Below are 16,105 nucleotides of genomic sequence, written 5' to 3'. Positions count from 1 at the left end.
GACACCCCGAGGCGGCGCGCCAGCTCGCTGGTGGACGCGGGCGACCCGGCGAGGGCCCGCAGTGCCCGCGCGCGGCCCGCGCCGAGCAGCACGACCAGCAGGTCCCGGCCGCGCGCCGGGGCGGGCGCCTCCTGGGGGAGCGCCGAGTAGATGAGGATCGGGTGGTCGCCGGCGTCCATGACCGGGTGCAGGCCGTCCCGGCCGAAGGCGCAGGGCATCAGCCGCAGGCCGCTCCCGCCCGGGTGGCGGCGCAGGCCGGACGCCGTGCCGGTGACGACGAGCCGCCCGTCCTGCCAGGTCATCGCCGGGTGCAGGCCGCGCAGGACGGCGGTGGGCCCGCCGCTCAGCATCGTCTCGGTCCGGTGGCCGAGGTCGGCGCGGAGCCGCCGCCGGATGTCCGGCCAGTCGTCGGCCATGCAGGCCCGGAAGAGCGCGCGGACGGCGTCCATCAGGCCCGGGGTCTCGTAGGGGCCGAGCGACTCCAGCCGTTCGAGCTCCTGGTCGAGCGTGGGTTCCAGCACGCCGTCCATGGCGGGCGGCAGCGACCAGGCGGGCAGCCGGGACGGGTCGGCGTTGAGGAGCGCGACCAGCCGCTCGCTGCCCGCCGGGACGTGGCGCCGCGCCGTCCGCCACCACTGCTGCCGCAGGCCGGAGCGGCCGCTGCACGCGCTGCCCTGGACCCCGTGCACCAGATGTCCGAGCGGCGAGATCGCGAACCGCGTGTTCGCCAGATCGGCCGCGTCGTACGGAATGCTCGGCACCGCCGGACTCCTCTCCCCGGGAACCATCCGGACGATCATGCTTCACGGAGGGGTCTCCCGGGTCGGCCACTTCAGGCCGTGCGCAAATGTCCACACATTAGGCCCAGCCCCTAATCGATGGACGCGGACGACGCCGCGCCGCAGACTCGGTGCGAGCGATGCGCGCGGGGTGCGTCGCTCCGGGCGGCCGCCGGAACCACGCCCCGGCGGCCGCTCGGGCTGACCTCCGTCCCGAGCGGGCGCTCGGGCCGACCCCCGTTCCGAGCGGGCGCTCGGGCGGGTCACGCGTGGCCACTTGAGGACGCGTCCCTCAGAATGTCCGTCCTGGCGACCGCCTCGGCGCCCGGCCCGGCGCCCGGCCCGGCGCCGCCTTCGTGCCCGGCGGGCGCCCGCGCACCGTGACGAGCCCCACCCTCACGGTTTGATGGCTGTTTGTGGCCAGAGGGAAGCAGGCTGTGTGAGTGCGCGGGAGGCCGGTAATGTCGAGGGGTGTTTCCTTCGGGGTCTCTGGAGCCGCTTTGAACCGTCTCGTTCCCCCCTGGCCCGGCCGGGGTGTCGCGTGAAGGCGCTCGTGCTGGCCGGCGGGTCGGGGTCGCGGCTGCGGCCGATCACCCACACCTCCGCCAAGCAGCTGGTGCCCGTCGCCAACAAACCCGTGCTGTTCTACGGCCTGGAGGCGATCCGGGACGCCGGGATCCGCGAGGTCGGGATCGTCGTCGGCGACACGGCGGCCGAGATCCGGGGCGCGGTCGGCGACGGCTCGGAGTTCGGCCTCGAGGTCACCTACCTGCCGCAGGACGCGCCGCGCGGGCTGGCCCACGCCGTCCTGATCGCGCGCGAGTACCTCGGTGACGACGACTTCGTCATGTACCTCGGGGACAACTTCGTCGTCGGCGGGATCAACGAGATCGTCCAGCGGTTCCGGGACGAGCGCCCGGACGCGCAGATCATGCTCACCAAGGTCTCGGACCCGCGCGCGTTCGGCGTCGCGGACCTGGACGGCGACGGACGCGTCGTCCGGCTGGAGGAGAAGCCGCACCGGCCGAGGAGCGACCTGGCGCTGGTCGGGGTCTACATCTTCGGTCCCCGCGTGCACGAGGCGGTCGCGCGGCTCAGGCCGTCCCGGCGGGACGAGCTGGAGATCACCGACGCGATCCAGGGGCTGATCGACGCGGGCCACCGGGTCGAGTCCACGGTGATCTCCGGCTACTGGAAGGACACCGGGAACGTCACCGACATGCTCGAGGTCAACCGACTGGTGCTGGAGGGCGTCGAGCCGTCCGTCGCGGGCTCGGTGGACTCCTCGTCCGAGCTCATCGGGCGGGTCGTGGTCGAGGCGGGCGCGACGGTGACCGGGTCCCGGATCGTCGGGCCGGTGATCGTCGGCGGCGGGACGGTCGTCCGCGACTCCTACCTCGGCCCGTTCACCTCGATCGACCGGGACTGCCGGGTGATCGACAGCGAGATCGAGTACTCCATCGTGCTGCGCGGGGCGTCCATCGACGGGGTGGGGCGGATCGAGTGCTCGCTGATCGGCCGCGAGGCCGAGGTGACGCCCGCGCCGCACGTTCCCCGCGCGCACCGTCTCGTCCTCGGCGACCACAGCAAGGTGCAGATCAGGCAATGAGACTTCTGGTGACGGGCGGGGCCGGGTTCATCGGGTCCCAGTATGTGCGGGACGTCGTGTCGGGAGCGTTCCCGGCGTTCGCGGGGGCGCGGGTGACCGTGCTCGACCGGCTGACCTACGCGGGCAACCTCGCGAACCTGGAGCCGGTGGCGGGCGGGTACGACTTCGTCCTCGGGGACGTGTGCGACGCGGAGCTGCTGGCGGAGGTCGTCCCCGGCCACGACGTCGTGGTGAACTTCGCGGCCGAGTCGCACGTGGACCGGTCGATCGCGAGCGCGGGCGAGTTCGTCCGGACGAACGTCCAGGGCGTCCAGGCGCTCATGCAGGCGTGCCTGGACGCGGGTGTGCCCCGGGTCGTCCAGGTGTCGACGGACGAGGTGTACGGCAGCGTCGACGAGGGCTCGTGGGACGAGTCCGCGCCGCTCGCGCCCCGCTCGCCGTACTCGGCGTCCAAGGCGGGCGGCGACATGATCGCGCGCGCGTACGCGGTCACGCACGGACTGCCGGTGTCGATCACGCGCTGCGGGAACAACTACGGGCCGTACCAGTACCCCGAGAAGGTCATCCCGCTGTTCGTCACGAACCTGATGGACGGTCTGCCGGTCCCGCTGTACGGCGACGGCGGCAACGTCCGCGACTGGATCCACGCCGCCGACCACTGCCGCGGCATCCAGGTGGTGGCCGAGCGCGGCGAGCCCGGCGGGGTGTACCACATCGCCGGGACGGCCGAACTGACGAACCTCCAGCTCACGCGGCATCTGCTGGACGCCCTCGGCGCCGGGTGGGACCGGGTCGAGCGCGTCCCCGACCGCAAGGGCCACGACCGGCGGTACTCGCTGGACGACGCCCGGCTCCGCGCCCTCGGCTACGCGCCGCGGGTCACGTTCGAGGACGGGCTCGCCGAGACCGTCCGGTGGTACGCCGAGCGGCGCGACTGGTGGGAGCCGCTGAAGAAGCGGATCGGAGAAGCCTCGTGAAATGGCTGGTCACCGGTGCCCGGGGAATGCTGGGCACCGACCTCGTCGCGCACCTCGAGGGTACTGGCGCGGGCTCCGACACGGAATCCGGAGCGGATGTCGTCGCGCTCGGGCGCGCGGACCTCGACGTCTGCGACCCCGGGGCAGTGAAGGAGGCCGTCGCGGCGCACCGCCCGGACGTGGTGGTCAACTGCGCCGCCTGGACGAACGTGGACGCGGCCGAGACCGACCCGCGGGTCTTCGACGCCAACCACCTCGCCGTCGCGCGTCTCGCCGACGCGTGCGCGGCCACGGGCGCGCGCCTGGTGCAGATCTCGTCCGACTACGTCTTCCCAGGTCACGAGCCCTACGACGAGGACGACGAGACCGCGCCGATCAACGAGTACGGCTTCTCGAAGATGTGGGGCGAGGAGGCCGCGCGGGAGCACGAGCTCACCTACGTCGTCCGGACGGCCTGGCTGTACGGCGCGCACGGCGGGAACTTCGTCGCGACGATGGCGCGGCTCGCCGCCGAGCGCGAGTTCGTGGACGTCGTGGACGACCAGCACGGCCAGCCCACCTGGACGGCCGACCTCGCCGGCCAGATCGTCCGGCTGGTGACGTCCGGCGCGCCCTACGGGATCTACCACGGGACGAACGCGGGCGAGACGACCTGGCACGGGCTCGCCCGCGAGGTGTTCACGCTGCTCGGGCACGACCCGGACCGGGTCCGGGCGACGACGAGCGACCGGTTCCCGCGTCCGGCGCGGCGTCCGATGATCTCCGTCCTGCGGCACGGCGCCTGGGAACGCGCGGGCCTGGAGCCGATGCGCGACTGGCGCGACGCCCTGCACGCGGCCTGGCCGCACCTGGCCCTCGGCCGCTGACCCGCGCGCGGCGGGCGGGCGGTCAGGAGAAGGCCGTGCCCAGCTTGTCGTAGTAGGCGAGGCAGTCCTGGTAGTCGGGGAGGATCCCGGCGGCCAGGGCCTCGGCGAGCGACGGCGCGGCGGCGTCCTTGTCGGACAGGACGAGGTCCATGCCGTCCGGCCAGGCGATGCCGAGCTCGGGGTCGAGCGGGTGGACGCCGTGCTCGCGCGACGGGTTGTAGGACTCCGAGACCAGGTAGATCGCGGTCGTGTCGTCCTCGAGGGAGAGGAAGGCGTGCCCGAGGCCCTCGGCGAGGTACATGCAGCGCCGGTTCGCCTCGTCCAGGCGCACGGCCTCGGACCGGCCGAACGTGGGGGAGCCGACACGGAGGTCGACGGCGACGTCCAGCAGCGCGCCGCGCACGCACGTGATGTACTTCGACTGGCTCGGCGGGACGTCCGCGAAGTGCACGCCGCGCAGGACGCCGCGGGCCGACACCGAGCAGTTCGCCTGCTCCAGCCTCAGGTCGTGGCCGAGTCGTTCGCGCAGGGCGTCCGCCCGGAACCACTCGTGGAAGGAGCCGCGGCCGTCGCCGTGAACGCGGGGCGAAACGAGGAACGCCCCTTTGATGCCAAGTGGTTCCACATGCGCAAGAATGCCACACGGTTCGTCGAGGAGAGGCAGGTCACGTCGTGCGATCCGGCACCTCCGGCGCGGTTCTGCGGTCCGGAGCGCTCGCCGTCTCCGTCGCGGGGCTCGTCACGGCCGTCGAGGCCCCGGCGGCCGCCGCGCCGGACCCGGTTCCGACGTCCTCGCCGCAGGCGTCCGTGGCCTTCAGGGCCTCCGACGCGAGGCTGTCCGACCCAGGCGCCCTGGCGCGGGGCATCGCCCATCCGGACGTGTGGTGGACGCTCGACGCCCGCAAGGGCCGCCTGTTCGCCGTCGGCGACGACGGGCGGACGAAGGCGTCGTTCACCGTCCCCGGCGCGCGCGGCTGGGACACGCTCGCCGTCGTCAAGGGCGACGGCGGCGCGGGCACGCTCTACCTCGCCGACCTGACCCCGGCGGGCGCCAAGCACGACACCCTCACCCTCTACAAGGTGCCGGAACCGGCCAGGCTCGCCGACGCCGCGCTCACCGCCCGCAAGTACCTGGTCGCCTACCCGGACGGCGCGCACGCGGCGGGCGCGATCCTCGGCGACCCGGCCGAGCAGCGGCTGTACGTCGTGACCCGGACGGCGTCCGCCGCGTCCGTGTACGCGCTGCCCGCCGCCCTCGGCTCGCGCGTCGTGAACCGGCTGACCCGCGTGCGGCGGCTGCCGTTCGGGGTGCGCGGCGGCGCGTTCGCCTCCGACGGACGCGTCGTCCTGCGCGGCACGGGCGACGTCCGCGTCCTCGCCGGGATCCGCGACAAGGTCACCCAGGTGCTCCGGACCGGCGCGAAGGGCGACGCGATCGCCGTCGCGCCCGACGGGCGCCGCGTGCTGATCGCCGAGGCGGGCGCCCGTCCCCGCGTGTTCGCCCTGCCCCTCGGGGACGCCGCGCGGCCGAAGGCGGGCGGGGGATCCGGCACGCCCGCCGGACACGCCGCGTCCGATCCGATCGCGGACTACCGGGCCCCGAAGGCGAGCCTGCCGGGCGGCGTGCTCGGCACCGGGTCGCTGGCCGGGCTCGCGCTGCTAGGCGTGGTGGGCGGGGGGTTCTATCTGCGGGGACGCCGCCGGCGCGTCCGCGACTGACACGATGATGCGCGTCCCGCCGGTCCCGGTCGTCCCGCTGGTCCGGGTGGTCTCGAAGGTTCCGGCCGCGTCGGGCGTCCGGCCGCGGGAGCGGCGCAGCGACTCGGTCCACGCGACCAGGAGCAACAGCCAGATGCCCGACACGTTCGCGGGCATCGCGAGGCCCTCGGTGGTGATGCCGTCCATCAGGAAGAACACCAGGATGCCGAGCAGCGTCCCCGCGTCGCCGCGCAACTCCTTGTGCCGGACGAGCGTGACCAGCACCGTCCCGAGCGTCAGCAGCAGCGTGACGAACAGCGCCGTCCCGACCGTCCCGTTGTCGACGAGCGCGTTGACGAACGCGTTGTGGCCGCCGCCGAGCCCGATGTCCGCCAGGAACAGGCCTCGGGACGCGCCCAGCCCGTGCCCGAAGATCGGCTTCTCGCTGTAGGCGTGCATGGCGAGCGTCCACAGGTCGGTGCGCGAGTTCAGCGACGCGAGCTTGTCGGCCGTCTCGCCGCGCGCCACGAAGTTCATGATCTTGTCGGAGAACGCGAGCACGCCGACCGCGCCGACGGCCCCGCCCAGGACGACCAGGTCGATCCGCCCGCGCGGGCCGCGCGCGGTCGCCATCAGGACGACCAGCCCGGCCGCCGCGCCCGCCGCCGCCCCGCGCGTCCCGGTCGCGACGAGCGCGCCCATCAGCACCAGCAGGACGCCCGCGTACACCAGCGGCGGCCAGCCCCGCGTCCGCTCCCCGTGCACGCGGCTGCGGATCAGCAACCCGAACACCAGCAGCACCGCGATGCCCAGGTACACACCCGCGATCACCGGGTGGACGTACAGCCAGTTGAACCGGGTGAGGGTCTGCGGCGTCCGGGGGAAGGGGTGCGCGACGCCGATCGCGATCGACGCGAGCACCACGATCACGAACGCGTGCGCGAGCCGGTGCAGGTCCGCGACCGTCGCGCGGGTCGCCAGCACCTGCACCAGCGCCATCGTCACCATCAGCTGGACGCCGCGGACCACCCCCAGCGACATGAACGGCGACCACAGCGCCGACATCGCCACGTACCCGGCGAACGCCCACGCCGCGAACAGCAGCCCGGTCGTCCGGCGCACCGGCGGGCGCAGCCCGAACCGCAGGTACAGGTACAGCGCGGCGAGTCCGTAGACGCCGATCTCCAGGAAGACCGTCAGGTCCGGGCTGCCGCCGACCGTCTCGTCCACCGGTCGGCTGCGCAGCTTGTAGTCGCTGGCCAGCATCAACGCCATCGGCAGCAGCACGGCCCAGCGGCGGCCCCGTTCGAGGACCAGGGCGGGGCGGGGCACGGCCGGGCGGGGGAAAAGGGAAGGCATCGCTCCCACAGGATAGGCGGGGCCGCGCGCGCAACTACGCTGTCAGCGTGAATCGCGACCTCCTCCCCGAACCGGTCATCGGCGCCGGCCGCACCCTGATCCGCCGCTACGGAATGACGACCGCCGCGCTCAGGCCCGGTCCCGACTTCCTGCTGATCGGGGCGAAACGGGGCGGATCGACGTCGCTGTACTACGGGCTGCTCGAGCACCCGCGGATCATGCCGCTGTTCCCGAGCGCGCGGATCCTGCCGAAGCGGAACAACACCAAGGGCGTCCACTACTTCGACTCGCACTACGACGAGGGCGACGCCTGGTACCGCTCGCACTTCCCGTCGGTCGGCGCGCGGCGCTCGGAGGCCAAGCGGGCGGGCGGCCCCGTCGTGGTCGGGGAGGGCTCGCCCTACTACCTGTTCCACCCGCTCGCCGCCGAACGCGCCGGACGCGACGTCCCGGACACCCGGATCCTGCTCGTCCTGCGCGACCCGGTCGAGCGCGCCTTCTCGCACTACCGCGAGCGCCGCCGCCAGCACGCCGAGGACCTCGCGACCTTCGAGGACGCCCTCGCCGCCGAGCCCGACCGCCTCGCGGGCGAGGAGGAGAAGATCCGCACCGTCCCCGGGTACCGCAGCTACGCCCACGAGCAGCAGTCGTACCGGGCGCAGAGCGAGTACGCCCCCCACCTGCGCCGCTGGCTCCTGCACTTCCCGCCCGAGCGCGTCCACGTCGTCATCGCCGAGGAGTTCTACGCCGACCAGCAGCGTGCCATCGACGGCGTCGCGGACTTCCTGGGCCTGCCCTCCGCCGTCCTGCCGAAGGCCGCGTCCAAGGTCTGGAACCCCGCCCCCAGCGCCGACCTGAAGGACTCCACCCGCCAGGCCCTGGCGGAGCACTACGCCCCCTTCAACGCCGACCTCGAGAAGCTCCTCGACCGCGACCTCCCCTGGACCAAGCCCTGACGGCCTTGCCCTCACGCGCGGGTTGAGCTGCGGAGGCCGTGGTGGCCGCAGGGGGCCGGGTTCAGGGGCGCCAGGCGCCCTGGTGGGCGGTTCGCGCGGGCTTGTTGACGAGGGGGGCGATGTCGGCGGGGAGGGGCAAGGGGGTCTTGCTCCTCTCCTGGCCGGTGGCGTCGCGGAAGGCGGCCTTGGTCTCGAAGCTCTTCGGATCGCCCTGGCCGGTGGGCCAGACCACGAGGACGCGCGGGTTCTGGGAGCCCTGCCGGGTGTAGGCGTTGCCGTTGACGGTGAGTCTCATCTGGGACGCGGCGCGGCGGTGGGTGGTGTCCTCGACGCAGAGCAGGCAGGACGAGCCGCCGCGGCCGAAGGCGATGAGGTTGTTCATGATGGTGATCTGGCCGATGCGCCAGGTCATCGCGGGGTCGGGGGCGTGCCTCGGGTCGCGGCCGGTGGCGTGCGCGGGGGCGGTCGGGTCGTCCGCGCGGTGGTCCTGGATGAGGTGCAGGTCGCGGCCGTTGCGGGTCAGGGTGTTGTTCCAGATCCGGACGAACGAGGTGTCGTTGATCTTCAGGCCGTCCTCGCCGTTGTCGCCCACGACGTTGTCGGCGATCACGGCCTGCGCGCACAGCTCCAGCACCAGGCCGTGGTCGGTGTTGCGGACGACGCGGAGCCCGGTGACCGTGATGCCCTGCACGGACTCGTCGAACCAGAGGCCCTTGCCGCGGTTGTCGGAGACGACGCCGCCGACGACGGCGACCTTCCGGGACCGGGTGATCTTGATGCCGCCGGAGACCGGCGCGGGACGGAAGTGCTCGGTGTTGTTGCCCTTCGCGAGGACGTTCTCCATCCGCAGGTCGTCGGCGTAGTTGGCGTGCATGCCGAGCATCCCGGAGCGCAGCGCGGTGATCCCGCGCAGCCGGGCGTGCGGCGCGTCCACCGACAGGCCCGTGGACGCCGAGTCGGTGACCGTGACGTTCTCGACCGTGACGTTCGCGCCGAGCACCTTGACCGTCCCGAGCTGCGGGATGGACGTCGCGTACCGGCGGACGCCGACGCCGCGCAGCACCGAGCCCGCGCCCTGGATCGTCACGGCCTCCTGAAGCGTGCTCGCCCGCACCTCGTGCCCGGACGGGTCGGTCCCGAGCAGCAGCCGCCGCCCCCGCAGGTCCACGTAGAACGCGCCGGGCCTGACCTGGGACGCGGACGCGACCTGCTGCTGCGCGACGCCGTCCACCCAGATCTGCTCGGGGTGCGCCGCCATCGGGTAGGCCGGGTCGAGGAACTTGAAGTCGGGGTTGCTGCTGTCCGGGGCGCCCTTGGTGTAGCTGGGGCTGGCGTCGAAGCGGTACGTCCAGCCGCCCGCGGCCCACACCGAACCGGACCGCCTCCACGAGGAGACGCGGGAACTGCCGTCCAGCCAGACGACCTCGCCGGGGTGCGCCTGGATGACGAGCCGCCGCCCTTCGGGGACGGTCACGGACTCGTGGTACACGCCGCGCCGCAGCACGATCGTGCCACCCTCGGGCGCGCGCCCGATCGCGGCGGCGAGGGTGCGCAGCGGCGCGGACGCCGATCCGGCGGCGGCGTCGCTGCCGGACGGCGCGACGATCACGGCGCCGCGCGGGATCGTGTAGGAGGTGTGCCCGACGGGGAGCGAGCCCGCGCCCGCCTCGGCCTCCGGCGCGGGACCCGTGTTCACCGCGCGGGGCCTGCTCTCCGGGTCCTCCTGGAACGCCTGCTGCCACCCGATGACGCCCACGGCGACGACCGGGACGGCGATCGCGACGGCCAACCCTGCCCGGGCGGTACGGCTGATGCCCATGAGCTAGGGGTGGATCGCGCCCGTGAAGAGGGCCGTCTTGTGCTTGCCGTCGAACGAGACGCCGAGCATAACCGACTTGTACCCCTGGCTGGGCAGGTCGAACGCGTACGAGGCGGACTTGCTCGCGCCGGGCTTGACCGCGCCGTAGAAGTCGTTCAGGTTCGCGTAGGACGTCGGGCTCGCGGTCTGCTTGCCCGCGCCGTACTTGGCGACGACGCGCACGCTGTTCAGGTCGAGCGCCTGCCCGGATCCGTTGGTGAACCTCAGCGTGAAGATGGTGAGGCTCTGCCCCGTGACCTCGCCCGGTCCCTGCTTCTTGTTCTTCACGTACCGGACGCCGCTGACCGCGACCGTGACCTTGTCGCTGTAGGTGACCGGCTTCTTCAGCCCGCCCGACATCGTGACGGCCTTCGCGCCCGGGGCGGCGTTCGCCTGCCCCTCGGGCTGCTCGCTGGGCGCGGGGGGCGGTGGTCCGGGCTTGGCGTCCTTCTTCTTGTCCGACGACGAGCAGCCGGCCAGCGCCAGAGCCACGGTCAGCGCCGCGACCGGGGCCACTCGGAGCGAACGCGGAACGGCCATGGGGAGGACTCCTCGCAGATCGGGGGCGCGCTTGTCCGGGGTGTCGGGTACCGGGGGTCGTACGAGTCTAGGCTGACAGGCGAGACCCCCGGTCACGATTCAGGCGCATTGCCCGCTCCGCCCGGGGGCCGCGCGCCCGGTTGTCGTTAACCTAGCGCTTACTTCTGGGGCTGTTGTGACCCCCCGCTCCCTTCTTGTGGAGGATCCCCGCTTGTGAATGTTCGTCTGAATCGACGACTCACCTCCCGTACCCCCGGGCCCGGGGCCCGGCGATCGGGCGGCGGCCGCGTGCCGCGCCCGTCCCGGCGGAACGCCGTGCTCGCCGGAGGCGTCGCGCTGGCGACCGCCGTCGCGGGCGCGTTCGTCCTCGCCGATGGCCACCGTTCCGCCACGGTGTCGAGCACGGCCGCCGACTCGGCCGCCACCCCGCCCACGGTCAGTGCGGATCCGCTGCCGACGTGGCAGGTGAACGGCGTCGTCTGGAGCATGGCGACGGTCGGCGACACGGTCTACGCGACCGGCAACTTCAGCAAGGCCCGCCCGCCGGGCGCGGCCGCGGGCACGCAGGAGGTCGACCGCGGCAACCTCCTCGCGTTCAGCCTGAGCACGGGCGAGCTCGTGAAGTCCTTCGACCACTCGCTGAACGGCCAGGGCCTGCGCGTCGTCGCCTCGCCGGACGGCAGGCGCGTCTACGTCGGCGGCGAGTTCACGTCCGTGGACGGCAAGGCGCACACCCGGCTCGCGGCGTTCGACACCGCGTCCGGGGCGCTCGTGGACGCCTTCAAGCCGGACGTGAGCCAGAAGGTCCGCGGCATCGCCGCGACCGACTCGACCGTCTACTTCGGCGGCAACTTCTTCAACGTGAACGGCCAGGGCCGGACGCGGCTCGCGGCGGTCAAGGCGGCCGACGGGGCGAACCTGCCGTGGGCGCCGAAGGCGGACGACGACGAGGTGTTCGCCCTGGCCATCGCGCCGAAGGGCGGCGTCCTGGTCGGCGGGCGGTTCCAGACGATCAACGGTGAGCCGCACGTCGGGGTCGGCCAGGTCGACCCGGTGACCGGCGCGAGCCTGCCGTTCGAGGCGCGGCCCGTCCCGTCCAGGCAGGGCGCGGACTTCTCCTACGTCACCGACCTCCAGGTCCAGGGCGACACGGTGTTCGGCGCCGCCGACGGCGAGGGCCACCACTGGTACGACGGCCGGTTCGCGGCGAAGGCCGACGACGGCAGGCTCGTCTGGCTGGACAACTGCTACGGCGCGACCTACTCGATGCTGCCGCTCGGCAAGACGATCTACAGCGTCTCGCACGCGCACGACTGCACCTCGCTCGGCGACTTCCGCGAGACGAGCCCGGTCACCTGGCACCGGACGCTCGCCGAGACCGCCGACCCGACCGGCGTCGACCACTCGGCCCCCGGCAGCAACAGCAACTACAACCGGCAGCCCGTCCCGAGCCTGATGCACTGGTTCCCGACGCTGGCCGCCGGAACGTTCACCAACCAGTTCCAGGCCGCGTGGGCGATCACCGGGAACGACGACTACATCGCGCTCGGCGGCGAGTTCCCGAGCGTCAACGGCAACGCGCAGCAGGGCCTGGTCCGGTTCGCGAGCCGCGCGAAGGCGCCGAACAAGACCGGCCCGCAGCCGGACGGCTTCGCCAGCCCGGCCGCGCCGACCGCGACGCCGCTGCCCGGCGGGCGCGTCCGCGTCGGCTGGAAGACCGCCTGGGACATGGACGACCCGGCCCTCACCTACGAGGTGTACCGGGACGGCGGCGACAAGCCGGTCGGATCGGTCACCCGGACGTCCACGTTCTGGAAGCGTCCGTCGATCGCGTTCGTCGACAAGACGGCCGCGCCCGGCGTCGACCACACCTACGTCGTCAAGGCCAAGGACCCCTCGGGCAACTCCACGCGCAGCGCCGTGTCCAACGCCGCCCGGCCGGGCGACGGCAAGGCCGGCTCCTACTCCGACATCGTCGCCGCGGACGGCCCGGCGGGCTACTGGCGGCTGGGCGAGGCGTCCGGCAAGGTCATGGACCACGCGGGCACGGGCGACCTGGCCCCGGGCTCCGGCGTGAGCCGGGGCGCGCAGGGCGCGATCGCCGGGGACGACGACCCCGCCGCGACCTTCGACGGCTCGTCCGCCGGGACGGCCGGGGGAGCGCCCACGCCCACCCCGGACGACCTGACCCTGGAGGCGTGGGTCAAGACCACGTCCACGTCCGGCGGGAAGATCGTCGGGTTCGGCGACAAGGAGTCCGGGTCGAGCTCCAACTACGACCGCCGGCTGTACATGACCGGCGACGGCGCGGTGATGTTCGGCGTCCACGACGGCCAGACCAAGACGGTGCGCAGCGAGTCCGGCCTGAACGACGGGAAGTGGCACCACGTCGCGGGCACGCTCGGCTCGTCCGACGGGATGCGGCTGTTCGTGGACGGCGAGCAGCAGGCCGCCGACTCCGGCACCACGTTCGGGCAGAACTTCGACGGCTACTGGCGGATCGGCGGCGACAACCTCACGGGCTGGCCGCAGGCGAGCGGCGCGTACTTCAAGGGCGACATCGACGAGGTGGCGTACTACCCGTCCGTGCTGACCGCCTCCGACCTGCACCGGCACTTCGCGATCGGCTCCGGGCTCGAGAAGCCGAACGTGCCGCCGGTAGCGACGTTCACGCCGTCCTGCGCGCAGCTGTCCTGCGCGTTCGACGCGGCCAAGTCGTCCGACCCGGACGGCACGATCAAGTCCTACACGTGGGACTTCGGCGACAAGACCACCGGCACCGGCGTGAAGCCCTCGCACCTGTACCAGGCGGCCGGGAGCTACACGGTCAAGCTGAAGGTCACCGACGACAAGGGCGTCGCGACCGAGTACACGGCGTCCGTCGCGGTCAAGCCGCAGAACCTCGTCACCGACGCGTTCACGCGGACCGCCGCGTCCGGCTGGGGTTCGACGTCCCCGTCCCCGGGCGGCGCGTGGACGGTCTACGGCGGCACGTTCTCGACCAGCGGCGGCGTCGGCTGGATCAAGATGACCAAGACCGGCGCGCTCGGCGGCGCCGGGCTGAAGGCGGTGTCGTCGACGAGCAGCGACCTGGCCTTCCAGCTCTCCGCCGACAAGAACCCGTCCGGCGCGGGCGTCGCGGGTTACGGCACGCCGCGCACGATCTCCGGCGCGGGCGAGTACCGGGCCCGCGTCCGCATGGCGGCGGGCAAGGTCTACCTGCGCCTGAGCAGGACGAACGCGTCCGGCACGGAGACCGCGATCGGCTCGGAGAAGGCCGTCGCGGGCATCACGTTCAAGGCGTGGACGCGCCTGCGCCTCCGCGTCCAGGCGGTCGGGACGGCCCCGACGACGCTGCGCGCGAAGGTCTGGCTCGTCGGGCAGTCCGAGCCCGCCGCATGGACGATCTCCGCGACCGACTCCACGGCCGCGCTGCAGCGCGCGGGCGGCGTCGGCGTGCGCGCCTACACGGCGAAGAACACGGCCGTCCCCGTGCGTCTCTCGATCGACGACCTGCGGGCGGACCGCCTGGCCCCCTGAGCCGGAGCCGAGGCGGCGCGTCCGGACCGGGTGCGCCGCCCGGCCTCCCGGCCCGTTGTGAGCCGCGCGCGGGGCGCCTGCCCGACTCTGTCGGGCGTTCGCCAGGCGCCCTCCGCGCCCGAGGGCGGGTCCCCTTCCGGGGATCCGCCCTCTTTGCTGAGGATTCACCGGGATGCGCTGAGCCGAATGCGGACAAGTACTACGATCTCCCCCTGACCGTGGTGGCCGGAGTGCCACCGAGTCTCCTGCGGCACAAGGGAAGCGATTCGTGAGGTCTCACACGCGACCAGAAACATCCACCCGCCGGACGAAACGCCCGGCCGTCGCGCTCGCGGGAGGTGCCGCGCTCCTCGGCGCGGCCTTCGCCCCCGTCGGCACCGCGATCGCCGACACCGCTCCGCCGACCGGGACTCCCGCGACGATGAGCGCCGACGCCCTGCCGACGTGGCAGGTGGACGGCGTCGTCTGGAGCATGGTGACGGTCGGCGACACGGTCTACGCGACCGGCAACTTCACCAAGGCGCGTCCGCCGGGCACCAAGCCGGGCAACGCCAAGGAGGTCGCCCGGCAGAACCTCCTCGCGTTCAGCCTGAGCACCGGCAACCTCGTCACCACCTTCAACCACAAGCTGAACGGCCAGGGCCTGCGCGTCGTCGCGTCCCCGGACGGCAAGCGCGTCTACGTCGGCGGCGAGTTCACGACGGTCGACGGCAAGGCGCACACTCGCCTCGCCGCGTTCGACACCAAGACCGGCAAGCTCGTGGACGCCTTCAAGCCGGTCGTGTCGAACAAGGTCCGCGCCATCGCCGCGACCGCCACGACCGTGTACTTCGGCGGCAACTTCTTCAACGTCAACGGCAAGGCCCGCACCCGGCTCGCCGCGGTGAAGGCCGCCGACGGCGCCAACATCGACACCTGGCGTCCGACCGCGGACGACGACGAGGTGTTCGCGCTCGCGCTCGCCCCGGGCGGCAAGACCGTCCTGGTCGGCGGGCGCTTCCAGCAGCTCGACGGCCAGTCCAAGGTCGGCGTCGGGGCCGTCTACGCCTCCAACGGCGCGCTCGCCCCGTGGAGCAGCCGGCCCGTCCCGTCCCGGCAGGGCCTGAACTTCTCCTACGTCACCGACCTGCAGGTCCAGGGCGACACGGTGTTCGGCGCGGCGGACGGCGAGGGCCAGCACTGGTACGACGGCCGGTTCGCGGCCAAGGCCAACGGCGGCGACCTGGTCTGGCTGGACAACTGCTACGGCGCGACCTACTCGATCCTGCCGCTCGGCAAGGCGGTCTACAGCGTCTCGCACGCGCACGACTGCTCGTCCCTGGGCGCGTTCCCGGACACCACGCCGGCCACCTGGCACCGCACGCTCGCCGAGACGGCCGCCCCGACCGGGCGCGACAAGAGCGAGCCGGGCAGCAACAGCAACTACAGCAAGCAGCCGATCCCGAGCCTGCTGCACTGGTTCCCGACGCTGGCGTCGGGCACCTTCACCAAGCAGTACCAGGCCGCGTGGGCGATCACCGGGAACGCGAACATCATCGCCCTCGGCGGCGAGTTCCCCTCGGTGAACGGCAAGGCGCAGCAGGGCCTGGTCCGGTTCACGCTGCGCGCCAAGGCCCCGAACAAGAGCGGCCCGCAGGCGACGGGCGCTCCGCGCGCGTCGCTCTCGTCCGGCAAGATCGCGCTGCGCTGGACGGCCACCTGGGACATGGACAACGCGAGCCTCACCTACGAGGTCCTGCGCGACAAGGGCACCAAGGCGATCGGCACGGTCACCAAGACGTCCGCCTTCTGGACCCTGCCCGCGCTGAGCTTCACCGACTCGGCCGCCCCGAAGGGACGCCACACCTACAAGATCCGCGTGAAGGACGCGCTGGGGAACAGCTTCACGACCCCGGCCTCCAACGCCGTCACGCGCTAGTCCGA

The 16,105-nt window shown here is 72.9% G+C and carries 12 protein-coding genes; 7 read left to right on the top strand and 5 right to left on the bottom strand.

All coding sequences use genetic code 11. The annotated features are described in order from the left end of the window. A partial coding sequence (locus tag EBO15_RS23735; protein ID WP_147481628.1) for a hypothetical protein occupies positions 1 to 761 on the bottom strand: 761 nt, incomplete at its 3' end. Positions 762 to 1,320: 559 nt separating this feature from the next. Here EBO15_RS23735 and EBO15_RS23730 point away from each other — a divergent pair. Genes EBO15_RS23730 through rfbD form a run of 3 tightly spaced genes read left to right on the top strand, consistent with a single transcriptional unit; the run spans position 1,321 to position 4,231 of the window. Further along, positions 1,321 to 2,388: a glucose-1-phosphate thymidylyltransferase gene (locus tag EBO15_RS23730; RefSeq protein WP_122196635.1), complete on the top strand. Its 1,068-nt coding sequence runs from the start codon at positions 1,321 to 1,323 to the stop codon at positions 2,386 to 2,388. Beyond that, entirely contained in the window at positions 2,385 to 3,365 is a 981-nt protein-coding gene (gene rfbB, locus EBO15_RS23725; RefSeq protein ID WP_122196634.1) for a dTDP-glucose 4,6-dehydratase, read from the top strand. Before EBO15_RS23730 ends, rfbB begins: the two co-directional genes overlap by 4 nt. Beyond that, positions 3,362 to 4,231, top strand: a complete 870-nt coding sequence (gene rfbD, locus EBO15_RS23720; RefSeq protein WP_122196633.1) for a dTDP-4-dehydrorhamnose reductase — start codon at positions 3,362 to 3,364, stop codon at positions 4,229 to 4,231. The genes rfbB and rfbD overlap by 4 nt, the downstream gene beginning before the upstream one ends. Before the next feature lie 22 nt (positions 4,232 to 4,253). Here rfbD and EBO15_RS23715 read toward each other — a convergent pair whose 3' ends face one another. Then, entirely contained in the window at positions 4,254 to 4,856 is a 603-nt protein-coding gene (locus tag EBO15_RS23715; RefSeq protein WP_122196632.1) for a dTDP-4-dehydrorhamnose 3,5-epimerase family protein, read from the bottom strand. A gap of 47 nt (positions 4,857 to 4,903) precedes the next feature. Between EBO15_RS23715 and EBO15_RS23710 the strand changes: the two genes are divergently transcribed. Further along, on the top strand, positions 4,904 to 5,950 hold the full coding sequence (locus tag EBO15_RS23710; protein WP_122196631.1) for a YncE family protein: 1,047 nt from the start codon (positions 4,904 to 4,906) through the stop codon (positions 5,948 to 5,950). On the opposite strand, the gene EBO15_RS23705 is transcribed toward EBO15_RS23710, so the two are convergent. After that, positions 5,891 to 7,288 (bottom strand): O-antigen ligase family protein, encoded by a 1,398-nt coding sequence (locus EBO15_RS23705; RefSeq protein WP_122196630.1) that lies wholly within the window; start codon positions 7,286 to 7,288, stop codon positions 5,891 to 5,893. The two genes, EBO15_RS23710 and EBO15_RS23705, sit on opposite strands and share 60 nt — an antisense overlap. A 47-nt stretch (positions 7,289 to 7,335) precedes the next feature. Between EBO15_RS23705 and EBO15_RS23700 the strand changes: the two genes are divergently transcribed. Continuing rightward, positions 7,336 to 8,244, top strand: a complete 909-nt coding sequence (locus EBO15_RS23700; protein ID WP_122196629.1) for a sulfotransferase — start codon at positions 7,336 to 7,338, stop codon at positions 8,242 to 8,244. 61 nt (positions 8,245 to 8,305) lie between these two features. On the opposite strand, the gene EBO15_RS23695 is transcribed toward EBO15_RS23700, so the two are convergent. Continuing rightward, on the bottom strand, positions 8,306 to 10,063 hold the full coding sequence (locus EBO15_RS23695; RefSeq protein WP_122196628.1) for a right-handed parallel beta-helix repeat-containing protein: 1,758 nt from the start codon (positions 10,061 to 10,063) through the stop codon (positions 8,306 to 8,308). Positions 10,064 to 10,066: 3 nt separating this feature from the next. Next, the gene (locus EBO15_RS23690; protein ID WP_147481627.1) at positions 10,067 to 10,642 is read right to left on the bottom strand and encodes a hypothetical protein; all 576 of its coding nucleotides are present in this window, start codon (positions 10,640 to 10,642) and stop codon (positions 10,067 to 10,069) included. 288 nt (positions 10,643 to 10,930) lie between these two features. Between EBO15_RS23690 and EBO15_RS23685 the strand changes: the two genes are divergently transcribed. Then, positions 10,931 to 14,182 carry a LamG-like jellyroll fold domain-containing protein gene (locus EBO15_RS23685; RefSeq protein ID WP_122196626.1) on the top strand — a complete coding sequence of 1,084 codons (3,252 nt, stop codon included), beginning with the start codon at positions 10,931 to 10,933 and terminating at the stop codon, positions 14,180 to 14,182. Between the two features lie 268 nt (positions 14,183 to 14,450). After that, complete coding sequence (locus EBO15_RS23680) at positions 14,451 to 16,100, top strand: PQQ-binding-like beta-propeller repeat protein (protein ID WP_122196625.1); 1,650 nt, start codon at positions 14,451 to 14,453, stop codon at positions 16,098 to 16,100. Positions 16,101 to 16,105 lie beyond the last annotated feature (5 nt).

The organism is Actinomadura harenae, from assembly GCF_003696215.1.
In the GTDB taxonomy this organism is placed as follows: domain Bacteria; phylum Actinomycetota; class Actinomycetes; order Streptosporangiales; family Streptosporangiaceae; genus Spirillospora; species Spirillospora harenae.
The sequence above is the reverse complement of the archived record's forward strand: the minus strand, read 5'-3'. Positions and strand labels throughout refer to the sequence as shown.

Bases quoted from the DNA above. Each gene is read 5' to 3' on its own strand.
- EBO15_RS23705 (WP_122196630.1), bottom strand. From the start codon at position 7,288: ATGCCTTCCCTTTTCCCCCGCCCGGCCGTGCCCCGCCCCGCCCTGGTC.
- rfbB (WP_122196634.1), top strand. From the start codon at position 2,385: ATGAGACTTCTGGTGACGGGCGGGGCCGGGTTCATCGGGTCCCAGTAT.
- EBO15_RS23690 (WP_147481627.1), bottom strand. From the start codon at position 10,642: ATGGCCGTTCCGCGTTCGCTCCGAGTGGCCCCGGTCGCGGCGCTGACC.
- EBO15_RS23695 (WP_122196628.1), bottom strand. From the start codon at position 10,063: ATGGGCATCAGCCGTACCGCCCGGGCAGGGTTGGCCGTCGCGATCGCC.